A 14,778-nucleotide genomic window follows, 5' to 3' on the forward strand; every position below is an offset into this window, starting at 1 on the left:
AGTGAGGTCAAGCGCGGTCGTTCACTCGGGTGCCTGGCTTAGCAGCTCAGCCAGGCCCTCTTCGGCCTTGACCAAAGCAAAGCGTGGCACCTGCTCGCCGTCAACCTCGACGGACTCCTGGAACATGGAAAGTGGCCTTACCCAGAAGCTGTAATCACCATACAGGCACTGGTAGAACACCATCCACTGTTCGTCCTCGGAATGCCGCGCAACACTGAAGACACGGTACTCAGGCCCTTTGTAATGCCGGTAGATGCCTGGCTGTATCTGCATGTCGCTCACCCTCTTGAAACAAAACCTGTAAAAAAACAAAACCGGGGCACAGGGCCCCGGCTGATGCCTTGCGGCGCGATCAGACGCGCTCGAACACCGTGGTGATACCCTGGCCGAGGCCGACGCACATGGTGGCCACGCCAAGCGTACCGCCATTTTGCTTCATCACGTTGAGCAGGGTGCCGGAAATTCGCGCACCGGAGCAACCGAACGGATGGCCCAAAGCGATGGCGCCGCCGTGCAGGTTAACCTTCTCATCCATCTTGTCGAGCACTTTCAGATCTTTCAGCACTGGCAGGGCCTGTGCAGCAAAGGCTTCGTTAAGCTCGAAGAAGTCGATATCGGCAATGCTCAGGCCTGCACGCTTGAGTGCTTTCTGCGTCGAAGGCACCGGGCCATAGCCCATGATTGCTGGGTCTACACCGGCCACGGCCATCGAGCGAATGATCGCCAGCGGCTGGATGCCCAGGTCCATGGCTCGCTGCCCGGACATGACGATCATGCACGAAGCGCCGTCGGTAATCTGCGACGAAGTACCGGCGGTGACAGTACCACCTTTGGGGTTGAACGCAGGCTTTAGTGCAGCCAGGCCTTCGAGGGTGGTTTCCGGGCGAATGGTTTCGTCGTAGTCGAAGACCTTGAGGAAACCGTTCTCGTCGTAGCCCTGCATCGGGATGATCTCATCCTTGAACTTGCCCTCGACCGTCGCCTTGTGGGCGAGCTGGTGCGAGCGCACAGCGAACAGGTCTTGCTGCTCGCGAGTGATGCCGTGCATCTTGCCGAGCATTTCTGCCGTCAGGCCCATCATGCCCGACGCCTTGGCGGCGTGCAGCGACAGGTGCGGGTTAGGGTCGACGCCGTGCATCATGCTGACGTGGCCCATGTGCTCGACACCACCCACCACGAATACATCACCGTTGCCGGTCATGATCGCCTGGGCGGCGGTGTGCAAGGCGCTCATCGACGAACCGCACAGGCGGCTGACGGTTTGCGCAGCGCTGGTGTGGGGGATTTGAGTCATCAACGAAGCCATGCGGGCGATGTTCCAGCCCTGCTCCAGGGTCTGGTTGACGCAGCCCCAGATTACGTCTTCGACTTCCTTGGGGTCGACCTTGCCATTGCGTTCGAGCAACTTGCTGATCAGGTGCGCCGACATGTCTTCGGCGCGGGTATTGCGGTGCATGCCACCTTTGGAGCGGCCCATCGGCGTGCGACCGAAGTCGACAATCACCACGTCTCTTGGATTCAGGCTCATATCAATATTCTCGCTCTAGCTCGTTGGCCGCTCAGTTGAAGAAGCGCTGGCCGGTCTTGGCCATTTCGCGCAGCTTGGCAGTGGGGTGGTACAACGGCCCCAGGTCGGCGTAGCGGTCGGCCAGTGCGACGAATTCGGCAACCCCGATCGAATCGATGTAGCGCAGTGCGCCACCACGGAAGGGAGGGAAACCGATGCCATAGACCAGGCCCATGTCAGCTTCGGCGGCCGTTTCGACGATGCCGTCTTCCAGGCAGCGAACGGTCTCCATGCACAGCGGCACCATCATCCAGTTGATGATGTCTTCGTCGCTCAGCTCACGCTGCTCGAAGACGATTGGCTTGAGCACTTCGAGCACGCTGGCATCGGCGACTTTCTTCGGCTTGCCGCGTTTGTCGTTTTCGTAGGCGTAGAAGCCCTTGCCGTTCTTCTGGCCGAGACGGTTGGCCTCGTACAGGGCGTCGATAGCGGAGCGTCGATCATCTTTCATGCGGTCCGGGAAGCCTTCGGCCATGACATCACGGCCGTGGTGGCCGGTGTCGATACCGACTACGTCCATCAGGTACGCCGGGCCCATGGGCCAGCCGAATTTTTCCATGACCTTGTCGATGCGAACAAAATCGACACCAGCGCTGACCAGCTTGGCGAAACCGCCGAAGTACGGGAACAGCACACGGTTGACCAGGAAGCCCGGGCAATCGTTGACCACGATCGGGTTCTTGCCCATTTTCTTGGCGTAGGCCACGGTGGTGGCGACCGCCACTTCACTGGACTTCTCGCCGCGAATTACCTCGACCAGCGGCATCATGTGCACCGGGTTGAAGAAGTGCATGCCAACGAAGTTTTCCGGGCGCTTGAGCGCCTTGGCCAGCAGGTTGATGGAGATGGTCGAGGTGTTGGAGGCGAGGATCGCATCGTCCTTCACCTGGCCTTCCACTTCTGCCAGCACGGCCTGCTTGACCTTGGGATTTTCGACCACGGCTTCGACGACGATGTCGACATGGCCGAAATCGCCATAGGACAGGGTCGGGCGGATGGCATTGAGCGCCTCGGCCATTTTGGCCGGGGTCAGGCGGCCTTTCTCGACACGGTTGCCCAACAGTTTGGACGCTTCGTTGAGGCCGAGCTGAATGGCGTCCTCGCGGATGTCCTTCATCAGGATCGGGGTGCCCTTGACTGCCGACTGGTAGGCGATGCCGCCACCCATGATGCCGGCGCCCAGTACGGCGGCCTGCTTGACGTCGCGGGCGATCTCGTCGTGCGCCTTGGCCTTGCGCTTGAGCTCCTGGTCGTTCAGGAACAAGCCGATCAGGCTTTCTGCAACCGAGGTCTTGGCCAACTTCGCAAAGCCTGCGGCTTCAACTTCCAGCGCCTTGTCGCGACCAAAGTTGGCGGCTTTCTGGATGGTCTTGATGGCTTCGACCGGGGCCGGATAGTTCGGGCCGGCCTGGCCTGCGACGAAGCCTTTGGCGGTTTCGAAGGCCATCATCTGCTCGATGGCATTGAGCTTGAGTTTTTCCAGCTTCGGCTGACGCTTGGCCTTGTAGTCCAGCTCACCACTGATGGCACGCTTGACCAGGTCGAGGGCACCGGCCTGCAGCAGCTCAGGGGCTACTACTGCATCGACGGCGCCGACTTTCAGCGCGTCGTCCGCGCGGTTTTCCTTGCCCGAGGCGATCCACTCGATGGCATTGTCAGAACCGATCAGGCGCGGCAGGCGCACAGTGCCGCCAAAACCTGGGTAGATGCCCAGCTTGACTTCCGGCAGGCCGATCTTGGCGCTGCTGGCCATGACACGGTAGTCAGCCGCCAGGCACATTTCCAGGCCGCCACCCAGCGCGATGCCGTTGATGGCGGCGACGGTCGGCACGCCGAGGTCTTCGAAGGCGCTGAAAATACGGTTGGCTTCCAGGTTGCCGGCAACCAGCTCGGCCTCGGGCAGCTTGAAGTTGTCGACGAACTCGGTGATGTCGGCGCCGACGATGAATACGTCCTTGCCACTGCTGACGATCACGCCCTTGACCGAAGCGTCGCCCTGGATGGCAGCGACCGCTTCACGCAGCTCGTTCAGTGTGAGGCGATTGAACTTGTTGACGGACTCACCCTTGAGGTCGAACTTCAGTTCGACGATGCCGCTTTCAAGAGCCTTAACCGTGATGGCTTTACCTTCGTAAATCATCAACTGATCTCCACGATATGGAAGCTGAACTGTACACGCCGATCGCTGGCGCAAATGCCGGACTACCGGTCACTTGCCGCAGGCACACCCGTCGGCGGGCTAGTCGGGATTCTGTAAGAGGCGTCTGATATACAAACGCTCAATTCATACGCCCGTTTGATTTGGGTGTGCACACATTCTCCGAAAAGGTCGGCGTTGTCAAATGCTCGCAGACTGCCTGAAAACGCGACTTTGCAGTCACTTTGTACGCCCAGGTGATGAAACATGATGACAGTGATTACCGATCATTCGTGTCAGCGATAGGCCTGCACCCGCCTGCACTGCTGCTTTTTTTAAACGCGATCGCCAGCGCTGACTACACTGGCACTGATTGCACCGTGTTTCCCGGCCTGCCTGGCCCTTTTCTGCGCAGCAGAACGCATAGCGGCGCGCAGGAGCCTCCAAGCTCCTGCGCGCCGCTATGTCGTTATGGCGAAAGAGTTTGCCCAGACGGGCTTTAGGCAAGGGCTTCCAAGGCGTAGGCAATATCGTGCAATACAGCAGGCTCGCCCCGCTCACTCCAACACAGCGCGATCATGCGAGTATCGGCTTCGACCTTGTACACGGTTGCTGGCAGGCGGGCGAACACCTGCGCCAGGCGGGCGTCGGTACAGGCTTCACGCCACTGGTTGCACCACACACCAGGGCTGGTTTGCCAATAGCACCAGCTGTCGGCTCGCCCCCTGCGCCGGGCGCGGTGGTACCGCGGGCATGGGCTGGGCGGCTCGCTTTGCAGCCAGTGCGGCCACTGCTGGGGCGACATTTGCATCATCAGGCCCATGCGCCGCCCTTCCAGGCGCAGGCTCATCTGCTGGCTCTGTTTGCGCGACGGGCGCAGCAAGGCCAGCGGGCTGAGAACAAGCGCAAGGATTGACACGACCAGCCATACCGTCATATCTGTAGACCTTATAAAGCGTTGCAAATGAGCGGGTTAGTCAGGTTTCACGGATGAACCGCGCGAAAGCGACCATACTTCTACTTATCGCGATTGTTGGGGAGTACTGCACATGTCCTACGAACATATTCTGGTCGCCGTCGACCTGACCGAGGAATGCGACCCGGTCATCAAACGGGCGATGAAACTCGCAGAGCCCACAGGCGCCAAGGTGTCGCTGGTGCACATCGTCGAGCCCATGGCCATGGCTTTTGGTGGTGACGTACCCATGGACCTGTCGCAACTGCAGCAGCAGCAATTTGATCAGGCCAAGGAGCGCATGGACCGCCTGTTCAACAAATACCCTGAAATCAACCGTGGCGATTCGCACTTGGTGTACGGCCAGCCACGCCAGGAAATTCACCAGTTGGCCAAGGATCAGAAATGCGACCTGATCGTGGTCGGCAGCCATGGCCGCCACGGCCTGGCGCTATTGCTCGGTTCCACCGCCAACGATGTACTGCACGGCGCCCCCTGCGATGTGCTGGCGGTACGCCTGCTGAAAAAAGACTAACCTGCACAACCGGGCTGGCCGGCTACCGCAACGGCAGCCGGCTCGCCCTGCGAGTGCCTCAGCCTTCCAGTTCGGCCCAGCGCTCCACCAGCACGTCCAGCTCGCCCTGCAGCATTTCAAGCTTGCCCAGCACTGCCGAGGTTTCCTCGATAGGGCGCTGATAGAAGCTGGCGGAACCTACCTCTTCCTGCAACTGGGCCATGCTTTTTTCCAGCGCATCAATCTGCCCTGGCAGCATTTCCAGCTCACGCTGGAGCTTGTAGCTGAGTTTTTTCTTGTTGGCATCCGCCGCAGGCGCAGCCACAACGGCAGGCGCTGCCTCCTCGACCGGCGCTTGCACCACGGCACTGTTGAGCGCCGACTTGCCGCCTTTGCTCTCGGTTACCCCAAGCAGTTTTGGCGAACCGCCTTGGCGAATCCAGTCTTCATAGCCACCAACGTACTCACGCACCCGGCCATCGCCTTCGAATACCAGGGTACTGGTGACCACGTTGTCGAGGAATGCCCGGTCGTGGCTGACCATCAGCACGGTGCCGTTGTAGTTCGATAGCACTTCTTCGAGCAGTTCGAGGGTCTCGACGTCGAGGTCGTTGGTCGGTTCGTCCAGCACCAGCAGGTTGGCCGGCTTGCTGAACAGCTTGGCCAGCAGCAGGCGCGCACGCTCACCACCGGACAGCGCCTTGACCGGCGTACGGGCACGCTGAGGGCTGAACAGGAAGTCGCCCAGGTAGCTGAGCACATGGCGGTTCTGGCCTTCGATCTCGATGAAATCGCGACCTTCGGCAAGGTTGTCGATCACGGTTTTTTCCAGATCGAGCTGGTGGCGCATCTGGTCGAAATAGGCGACCTCAAGCTTGGTGCCACGGTCAACCTTGCCCGACGTCGGCTCCAGATCCCCCAGCATCAGCTTGAGCAGCGTGGTCTTGCCGGTACCGTTGGCGCCAAGCAGGCCGATACGGTCCTGGCGCTGCAGGACCATCGAGAAGTCCTTGACCAGCTTGGGGCCGCCCTGGTGAGCGAAGCTTACGTCTTCGAGCACCATGACCTGCTTGCCGGATTTGTCCGCCACTTCGATCTGAATGTTGGCCTTGCCCTGGCGCTCGCGACGCTCACCACGCTCCATACGGAGCGCTTTGAGCGCACGCACGCGGCCTTCGTTACGGGTACGGCGGGCCTTGATGCCTTGGCGAATCCACACCTCTTCCTGGGCCAGACGCTTGTCGAACAGCGCGTTGGCAGTGGCTTCAGCCGCAAGCTCAGCCTCTTTGTGCACCAGGAAACTTGCGTAATCGCCGTTCCAGTCGATCAGGCCGCCACGATCCAGTTCTAGGATGCGCGTGGCCAGGTTTTGCAGGAAGGAACGGTCGTGGGTGATGAACAGCACCGCACCACCGAAGCCCTTGAGGGCCTCTTCCAGCCAGGCGATAGCGCCGATATCCAGATGGTTGGTGGGCTCGTCCAGCAGCAGCAGGTCGGGCTCGGACACCAGGGCCTGGGCCAGCAACACACGACGGCGCCAGCCACCGGACAGCTCGGCGAGGGTTTTCTCGGCCGGCAGTTGCAGGCGGCTCAGGGTGCTTTCCACGACTTGTTGCAAGCGCCAGCCATCACGGGCTTCCAGCTCATGCTGCACATGCATGAGCTTTTCAAGGTCGGCATCGTTGGTGATGTTCTGGCTCAGGTGGTGGAACTCGGCCAGCAGTTCGCCAACACCGTCAAGGCCCGCAGCCACCACGTCGAACACGCTGCGTTCGTCGGCAACTGGCAGTTCCTGTGGCAATTCGCCAATCTTCAGGCCTGGGGCCCGCCAGATATCGCCGTCGTCGGCCTTTTGCTCGCCCTTGACCAGGCGCAGCATGCTCGACTTGCCAGTACCGTTGCGGCCGATGATGCACACCCGCTCACCACGGGCGATCTGCCAGGAAACCTTGTCCAGCAGCGGCATCGCACCGAAAGCAAGGGACACATCGCTTAATTTGAGCAGGGTCATGATCGTCTCCAAAAACCGGGGGCGCATTCTACCTGACTTGCCACCCCACGGCATCAACAGCCGACAACCCGACCGGCGCCGCATACAACTCGATACAAGCACAGCGCTTTCACCGGCCACCGGCAAACAGCTAAGCTAGGCAGTAATACCCAACAGTGCTGGCTTCGCCGTCACTCTCTATGGTTCAACTGCCCGGACGTATCATGCGCAGCCGCCTGTTACAACTTGCTTCCTGCCTGCTGCTCACCGCCACTGCCGCGAGTGCTGCACAGGCCGCCGACCTCACCCAGCAACGTCAGTACTACGATGAAGCCAAGCGCGCCCTGGCCAAAGGCGACAAAGGCCCGTACCTGCGTTATGCCCAGGCGCTGCGTGATTACCCGCTGACGCCGTATCTCACTTACGACGAGCTGACCGCACGCCTGAAAAGCGCCAGCAACGAAGAAATCGAAGGTTTCCTTGCAGCCCACGGCGACCTGCCCCAGGCCAACTGGATGAAACTGCGCTGGTTGCGCTGGCTGGCCGAGCGCGGCGAATGGGATACCTTCACCAAGTATTACGACACCAAGCTCAACTTCACCGAGCTGGACTGCCTGAACGGCCAGTACCAGTTGACCCACGGCCTTCGCGCCGAGGGCTTTGCCACTGCACAAAAACTGTGGAATGTCGGCAAATCGCAACCTGCGGCCTGTGAACCGCTGTTTGCGCAGTGGGCCGCTCAGGGGCAGTTGACCGAAGCCAGGCGCTGGGAACGCGCCAAGCTCGCTGCCCAGGCCCGCAACTATGGCCTGGCCGGCAATTTGGTGAAGACCCTCACCACCCTCGCCCCCCAGGGCAAGCTGCTGCTGGACGTGGCGCAAAAGCCTGAGCTGCTTAACCAGCCCTCGCGCTTCACCCCGGTCAGCGAGGCCATGTCCGACGTGGTCAGCCTGGGGCTGCGCCGCCTGGCAAGGCAAAACCCGGAACAGGCCATGGCGCTGCTCGACGATTACGCCCAGCGCATGCACTTTTCACGTGACGAAAAGGTCGCCATCGCCCGCGAGATCGGCCTGACCCTGGCGCGTCGCTACGACCCACGCGCACTTGACCTGATGACCCGCTACGACCCCGAGCTGCGCGACAACACAGTGAGCGAATGGCGCATGCGCCTGCTGCTGCGCCTGGGCCGCTGGCAGGATGCCTATGAGCTGAGCAAGCGTCTTCCCCAGGACCTGGCGGCCAGCAGCCGCTGGAAGTACTGGCAAGCGCGCAGCCTGGAACTTGCCCAGCCGAACAACGCGCAAATCACCCCGCTGTACAAGGCAGTTGCCCGTGAGCGCGATTTCTACGGCTTCCTTGCCGCAGACCGCGTACAAACGCCTTATCAGTTGAACAACAAACCGCTGGTGCTGAGCCCGCAACTGGTCAACAAGGTGCGTAACACCCCTGGCGTACGTCGCGCCCTGGAGTTCCACGCCCGCGGGCAAATCGTCGAGGGCCGCCGAGAGTGGTATCACGTCAGCCGGCACTTCAGCCGCGATGAAATGGTCGCCCAGGCACGCCTGGCCTATGACATGCGCTGGTACTTCCCGGCCATTCGTACCATCAGCCAGGCGCAGTACTGGGATGACCTGGATATCCGCTTCCCGATGGCTCACCGCGACACACTGGTGCGCGAGGCCAAGGTCCGCGGCCTGCATTCGAGCTGGGTATTTGCCATTACCCGCCAGGAAAGCGCCTTCATGGAAGACGCGCGCTCAAGCGTAGGCGCCAGTGGCCTGATGCAACTGATGCCGGCAACGGCCAAGGAAACCGCACGCAAGTTCAGTATTCCGCTGGCATCGCCTGCGCAGGTGCTCAACCCGGACAAGAACATCCAGCTGGGCGCGGCCTACCTGAGCCAGGTACACAGCCAGTTCAATGGCAACCGGGTGCTGGCTTCGGCGGCCTACAACGCAGGTCCGGGCCGCGTGCGGCAGTGGCTGAAGGGCGCCAAGCACTTGAGCTTCGATGTGTGGGTTGAGTCGATACCGTTCGATGAGACGCGCCAGTACGTGCAGAACGTGCTGTCGTATTCGGTGATCTACGGGCAGAAGCTCAATTCGCCGCAGCCGCTGGTCGACTGGCACGAGCGTTATTTCGACGATATGTAAGCGGGAATGCGTTTGGCGGCCTTAAGGCCAGGGCCGCCAAATATTCGCCGAAAAGGCCTCACTGCAACACCTGTACCTCCATCCCCACCTGCAACTGCCCCTCGCCGTCCACTGCCAGGTTCTGCCCAAACAGCACATCCCCGTCTTTCTCACGAAAGGTCTTCAGCGTGGTCAGCGGCTCACGGTCAGGGCTGCGCTCGCCCGTGGCGGGGTCGAGGGTGGTGAGGATGCAGCGCACACTTGGCTTGAGCACGCGAAAGGTCATGGCGCCTATGCGAATACGCTTCCAGCCGTCCTCGGCGAAGGCCGGCGCGCCTTCGACCACAAGGTTTGGGCGAAAACGCAGCATTTCCATTGGCCGCCCTACCCGACTGCTGAGCTCGTCCAGCGAGGCCTGGCCGATCAGCAACAGCGGAAAACCGTCCGGAAAGGCCGCACGGTCGCTGTTCAGGCCATAGCCGTTGGGTAGGTAACGAGCCCGTGACTCCGGGCAATAGACCAGGCGCACAGGCTTGCCCAGCAACCCACTGAGCCAGGCCGCGGCCGCGTCGCCAGCATCGGGCACACGCAGCGTATCGCGCCAGATGGTCACGCCGCGAAGGCCATCATCGGCTGCCGGTACAGGCACGTTCAGCGGCGCAAGGCCCAATGCCTCAAGCAGCAACGAATCGTCTGCCAGATAACTTGCGCGCACCAGGCCAAGCCTGGGCCAGGCACGCTGCGTCAGAAAACGGCCATTCTCAGCTTCGACCACCAGCCAACGCCGGTCGCCAGCCAAGCCAAGGTTCCCCACGGGTGAGGCAGGCAGGCTTTGCGCCTGCGCCGACTTCACCGGGTACCGGTACAACGCACTCAGAATCATCCCTGTCCGCCCCGCTGCGCTAAAACGCCGAGCTTATACCGAACAGCGACCGCCCGACATCAGGCAGAGGCGTGCACCATGCTCAGGCGTTGGCGCACCACTTCAACCAGGCGATCCGGCTGGAACTTGGAGAGGAAGTTGTCGCAACCGACCTTCTTCACCATCGATTCGTTGAAACTGCCCGACAACGAGGTGTGCAGCACCACGTAGAGCTCACGCAAGCGCGGGTCGTTGCGAATTTCGGTGGTCAGGCGATAGCCGTCCATCTCGGGCATTTCGGCGTCGGTGAAGATCATCAGCAGCTTTTCGCAGACGTCTTCGCCGGCATCGGCCCAGCCTTTGAGCATCCGCAGGGCCTTGAGGCCGTCGCTGGCCACATGCAGCTTCACGCCCAGCTGCGAAAGCGTATCGCGCAGCTGCGCCAAGGCCACGGTGGAGTCGTCCACCAACAGGATCTCGCGCCCACGCGCAAGTGCCAGCACTGGGTCTTCAAGCTTGTCGCGGGAAACCTTGGCGTTGTACGGCACGATTTCGGCGAGCACTTTCTCGACGTCGATGATTTCCACCAACTGCTCTTCAACCTTGGTAATCGCCGTCAGGTAGTGCTGGCGGCCGGCGCTGGTGGGCGGCGGCATGATCGATTCCCAGTTCATGTTGACGATGCGGTCGACGCCACCCACAAGGAACGCCTGCACCGAGCGGTTGTATTCGGTGACGATGATGGTGCTGTTCGGGCCTGGCTCCAGCGGGCGCATACCGATGGCCTGGGACAGGTCGATCACCGGCAGCGTCTGCCCGCGCAGGTTGACCACGCCACAGACGAACGCGTGGCGCTGTGGCATCAGGGTCAGCTTGGGTAGCTGCAACACTTCCTGGACCTTGAACACGTTGATCGCGAACAGTTGCCGGCCAGCGAGGCGGAACATGAGAATTTCCAGGCGGTTCTCACCCACCAATTGCGTACGTTGATCTACCGTGTCGAGAATGCCGGCCATTAGGAAAACCCCCAGGCTTTGAGTCGGAAAAATGAATGCATCGGCCCTGTATCGGCGGATACCGGCACAGCTTGACCCCTTGTAGAAAAAGCGGTCGCCGGTAATTGATATCACTTTACCATCATGCTTTACTGCTGCCACCTCCTAGGCCGCCAGCAGGCCACCGCGCACTGCCGCCCCGATACACCCTCAGGGAAACCCCTAGAGGCAATCGGGCGCAACCTGATGTTCGCAATATCCTTTAGCCATTAATGTGACGCCATTCTCAGTGCATGAATGGAGTCAGGCTTTTGTCAGTGAACGTCCAGCTATGGCTCCAACCCGCTCCAGCCTCGGGCTGCGTACGACAATGATGGACCGTACAGCCACGCGCGAAGGGGCGCTGCAGGAATTTCTGCTCGATGCCCAGGTGCTCCTCAGCGGTGCGCAAGAGTGCCTGTCGCACCTGGAACTGATCGGCAACGACCCAGACGCCTGCCTGTGCCTTGAAGAAACCCTCACCACCCTCGCCGACCGATGCGATAGCCTGGCGCTGGATGAAGTGGCGCAGTTCACCCGCGCGTTGCAGCAACTGATCGCACCTGCCTGTGGTGAGCAACTGCTAGGCGGCGCAGCCTTGCCCATACTGGACGCCTGCCTTGCCCTGCTTGCCTGGCAGCTGGAACTGCTCGACCCAACCACCGGCTGCCTGGGCATGGACTGCGAAGAACAACGGTTGTTGCTTGACGAACTGGCCGAGCTACTTGCGCAACCTGCGACGCAAACGTGTGCGCAGCACTGCGACGGCGCCGATAGCGGCAACTAACCTGCGACTAAAGATTCAACTACACCCTGGCAATAAGCAGTTAAGTTGTGTAACGGTTTGTTCACAAGTTCAGGAACAAGGCACGCTTAGTTACACGTTTATCGCTGCCAGCAACATTAGGTAATGGCACTTAGCTATATCGGCCGTTGTGTACAGCGCCCCGCCACCGCCCAAGCGCTGTGCTTTCAAGCAGTTATAGCCCCGCGACCAAAACCGTGCGAAGTGTTAACATGCACCGTTTCGAATATAAGCACCCTTATTTAAACGGGTGATTGAAAGTGAGCGCCCGCTCTGTCTCAGTCACATGCCATATTTTCAACAGCAATGACTCGGTGGCTTCTTTAACTATGCTTGCACGCTTGAAAGCCCTCCGGCATTGGTATTCCAGAGCTGCCCTGCTGCGCTGGGCAACCACGCTTTTGTGTGTAGCGTCACTGCTCGCCAACCTGCTCATCGTGCTGCATGCCAAACCACTGCCGGCCAGCCTGCTGCTGCTGCAACTGGCTGCGATGGCAAGCGTCGCCTGGCACCTGCGCCACTGGGCGGGTGCAATCACCCTGCGCCCGGCCGAGCTTGCCCATCGCATGCTCAAGGTGCAGGAAGGTGAACGCCAACACCTGAGCCGTGAGCTGCACGACGATATCGGCCAATTGCTCACCGCCGCCAAGCTGCAAGTCGACTGGCTGCAGCGCCGCGTGCCGGCTGAACTGCAAGCGCACTGCAGCACCTTGAGCAATACGCTAAGCCACACCTTAAGCAACGTGCGCGATGTATCGGCACTGCTCAACCCGCGGCAACTGGCGAGCCTTGGGCTGGAAGCCAGCCTGCGCGCACACTTGCTGCGCACCCTGGCCAATACCGATATCCACTGGAGCCTGGACTGCAATCAGCGCCTGGGCGGCATCAGTGAAGAAATGGCCATGGCTGCATTTCGCATCACCCAGGAAGCCGTCACCAACGCCCTGCGCCACGCCCAGGCAGGCAACCTGCTGGTGCGCCTGCAACGCACCGCCACAGGCCTTGCCTTGAGCATCCATGACGATGGCTGCGGCTTTACGCCAGTATACGACCCTGCCGCAGCTGGCCAGCGCGGCATGGCCGGCATGCATGAGCGTGCTACGGCGCTGCAAGGCTGGCTGACTGTAACCAGCACTCCAGGGCAAGGCACCCAGATCGAAGCCTTGTTCCCATGGCCACCGCGCAACCAGGAACGCGCCAGGACTCTAGCCTCACATGACATGTAAATTGCTGCTGGTGGACGACCATTCCCTGATTCGTGCAGGCGTCAGGGCACTGGTAGCGGACATTCCCGACTACACGGTGGTCGGCGAAGCCGAGGACGGCTCGCAACTGCTGGAGCAGGTACGGCGCCTGAACCCGGATATCGTCCTGCTGGATATCTCGATGCGCTCGAGCAGCGGCCTGGATGCCCTTGCCCAACTGCGCGCCCATGGTTGCACCTGCAAGGTGCTGATGCTGTCAATGCATACCGACCCCGAGCTGATCATGCGCGCCCTCGAAAGCGGCGCCCACGGCTACCTGCTCAAAGACACCACGGCCACCGAACTTGAGCAGGCCCTCAGCGCCCTGCGCAACAACGAGCGCTACCTCAGCCCGGCCATCGCGCACACGGTGATCAACCAGGCATTGCAGCGCGCACAAAGCGCCCGGTCGCCGGGGGATCAACGGCACAACCTCACCGCCCGCCAGCTGGAGATCCTGCGCCTGATCGTGCGCGGCAAATCTACCCGGGAAATCGCCGGAGGGCTGGGGCTTTCGATCAAGACGGTCGAAACCCACCGTTCGCAGATCATGAAGCGCCTGCAGATCTACGATGTGGCGGGCCTGGTGCTGTTTGCCGTGCGCGAGAAAATCATCAGCCTGGACGACTGAGCAGCGGCGAATCGGCCGGCAGGTGCACACGCAGTGCCCCCGGCACCGCTTCGAAACGCAGGCTGTCGGCCTGCAATGGCTCACCATCGAGGTTGATATCCAGCCCCTGCGAACTCTTGATCTCGACCCACGGCAGGCGCGCCCGCACAAACAGCTCCTCCCCGCCCAACAGCCCGCGCAGCGCACCGACCATTTCCTGCGGCCCAGGCAAAATACCGATATCCAGCAGGCCATCGTCTGCGACCGCCTCTGGGCACAGCACGTGCCCGCCGCCGGCCTGGCGACCATTGCCGATCCCCAATGCCAGCAAGTCGCCCTGCCAGTGAAAATCCGGCCCCTGCAGCTCCACCGAAGCGATCTGCAGCTCGCTGAAGCGCGACAGCCCGGTGAACAGATAAGCCGCAGCGCCCAGCACCTTTTTCAGGTCTTCGGAGGTGTTGGCGGTGACCTGGCTGCCGAAACCGCCGGTGGCCATGTTGAGAAATAGTTGGTCGCCCACCCGGCCCAGGTCGATAGCCCTTGGCGGTTGCTCCAGCAGTGCCAAGGCTTCGGCGGGCTCCAACGGTACCCCAGCGGCCTTGGCGAAATCGTTGGCGGTGCCCAGCGGCAGCAGCACCAGGCTGGCCTCGGTGCCAGCGCGGCCCATGGCTTCGGCGACATCGCGCAAGGTGCCGTCGCCACCGCCGGCCACCACATGGGTATAGCCTGCCGCCAGGGCTTCATCGACCAGGCGCTGCGCGTCGCCCGCCTCCCAGGTCAGGCGCACATCAAGCGTCCAGCCGCGCTCGCGCACCTCGCCAACCGCTGCGCGAACATCATCGTTGGTGGCTTGTTTGCCATGCAGGATCAGCAGTGCCTTGCGTTCAGCCATGATCAATCTCCGTGGGAAAGCCCTACCGCTATCTCG

13 protein-coding genes are annotated in these 14,778 nt (G+C 61.4%); 5 read left to right on the top strand and 8 right to left on the bottom strand.

Features of this window, described 5'->3' with window-relative positions; all coding sequences use genetic code 11:
* Window positions 1-21 precede the first annotated feature (21 nt).
* The 4 genes from HU719_RS22685 to HU719_RS22700 form a co-directional block, all read right to left on the bottom strand.
* A complete protein-coding gene (locus HU719_RS22685; RefSeq protein ID WP_186517236.1) occupies window positions 22-273 on the bottom strand; it encodes a DUF1653 domain-containing protein in 252 nt (83 codons plus the stop codon).
* Window positions 274-352: 79 nt separating this feature from the next.
* Window positions 353-1,528, bottom strand: coding sequence for an acetyl-CoA C-acyltransferase FadA (fadA, locus tag HU719_RS22690; RefSeq protein ID WP_186535053.1), 1,176 nt, complete (start codon window positions 1,526-1,528; stop codon window positions 353-355).
* Window positions 1,529-1,559: 31 nt separating this feature from the next.
* On the bottom strand, window positions 1,560-3,707 hold the full coding sequence (fadB, locus tag HU719_RS22695; protein WP_186517238.1) for a fatty acid oxidation complex subunit alpha FadB: 2,148 nt from the start codon (window positions 3,705-3,707) through the stop codon (window positions 1,560-1,562).
* A 496-nt stretch (window positions 3,708-4,203) separates the two neighbouring features.
* Window positions 4,204-4,641: a hypothetical protein gene (locus HU719_RS22700; RefSeq protein WP_186535607.1), complete on the bottom strand. Its 438-nt coding sequence runs from the start codon at window positions 4,639-4,641 to the stop codon at window positions 4,204-4,206.
* 112 nt (window positions 4,642-4,753) lie between these two features.
* Here HU719_RS22700 and HU719_RS22705 point away from each other — a divergent pair, with 112 nt between their 5' ends.
* Window positions 4,754-5,194: a universal stress protein gene (locus tag HU719_RS22705; protein WP_186517240.1), complete on the top strand. Its 441-nt coding sequence runs from the start codon at window positions 4,754-4,756 to the stop codon at window positions 5,192-5,194.
* A gap of 58 nt (window positions 5,195-5,252) precedes the next feature.
* On the opposite strand, the gene HU719_RS22710 is transcribed toward HU719_RS22705, so the two are convergent.
* Window positions 5,253-7,184, bottom strand: a complete 1,932-nt coding sequence (locus HU719_RS22710; RefSeq protein ID WP_186535608.1) for an ATP-binding cassette domain-containing protein — start codon at window positions 7,182-7,184, stop codon at window positions 5,253-5,255.
* 203 nt (window positions 7,185-7,387) lie between these two features.
* Here HU719_RS22710 and HU719_RS22715 point away from each other — a divergent pair, with 203 nt between their 5' ends.
* The gene (locus tag HU719_RS22715; RefSeq protein WP_186517242.1) at window positions 7,388-9,316 is read left to right on the top strand and encodes a transglycosylase SLT domain-containing protein; all 1,929 of its coding nucleotides are present in this window, start codon (window positions 7,388-7,390) and stop codon (window positions 9,314-9,316) included.
* Between the two features lie 58 nt (window positions 9,317-9,374).
* Here the strand turns inward: HU719_RS22715 and HU719_RS22720 are convergent, their stop codons facing one another.
* Entirely contained in the window at window positions 9,375-10,178 is an 804-nt protein-coding gene (locus HU719_RS22720) for an MOSC domain-containing protein (protein ID WP_186535609.1), read from the bottom strand.
* Window positions 10,179-10,237: 59 nt separating this feature from the next.
* A complete protein-coding gene (locus tag HU719_RS22725) occupies window positions 10,238-11,173 on the bottom strand; it encodes a chemotaxis protein CheV (RefSeq protein WP_186517246.1) in 936 nt (311 codons plus the stop codon).
* A 349-nt stretch (window positions 11,174-11,522) separates the two neighbouring features.
* Here HU719_RS22725 and HU719_RS22730 point away from each other — a divergent pair, with 349 nt between their 5' ends.
* From HU719_RS22730 to HU719_RS22740, 3 genes are all read left to right on the top strand, one after another.
* Window positions 11,523-11,978 (top strand): histidine kinase, encoded by a 456-nt coding sequence (locus HU719_RS22730; RefSeq protein WP_225917403.1) that lies wholly within the window; start codon window positions 11,523-11,525, stop codon window positions 11,976-11,978.
* A gap of 347 nt (window positions 11,979-12,325) precedes the next feature.
* Window positions 12,326-13,222, top strand: coding sequence for a sensor histidine kinase (locus tag HU719_RS22735; protein ID WP_186517248.1), 897 nt, complete (start codon window positions 12,326-12,328; stop codon window positions 13,220-13,222).
* Window positions 13,212-13,871, top strand: coding sequence for a response regulator (locus HU719_RS22740; RefSeq protein ID WP_186517250.1), 660 nt, complete (start codon window positions 13,212-13,214; stop codon window positions 13,869-13,871). The genes HU719_RS22735 and HU719_RS22740 overlap by 11 nt, the downstream gene beginning before the upstream one ends.
* Here the strand turns inward: HU719_RS22740 and yegS are convergent.
* Window positions 13,855-14,742, bottom strand: a complete 888-nt coding sequence (gene yegS, locus HU719_RS22745) for a lipid kinase YegS (RefSeq protein ID WP_186535610.1) — start codon at window positions 14,740-14,742, stop codon at window positions 13,855-13,857. The two genes, HU719_RS22740 and yegS, sit on opposite strands and share 17 nt — an antisense overlap.
* Window positions 14,743-14,778 lie beyond the last annotated feature (36 nt).

The sequence above is a fragment of the Pseudomonas farsensis genome (assembly GCF_014268805.2).
Taxonomy (GTDB): domain Bacteria; phylum Pseudomonadota; class Gammaproteobacteria; order Pseudomonadales; family Pseudomonadaceae; genus Aquipseudomonas; species Aquipseudomonas farsensis.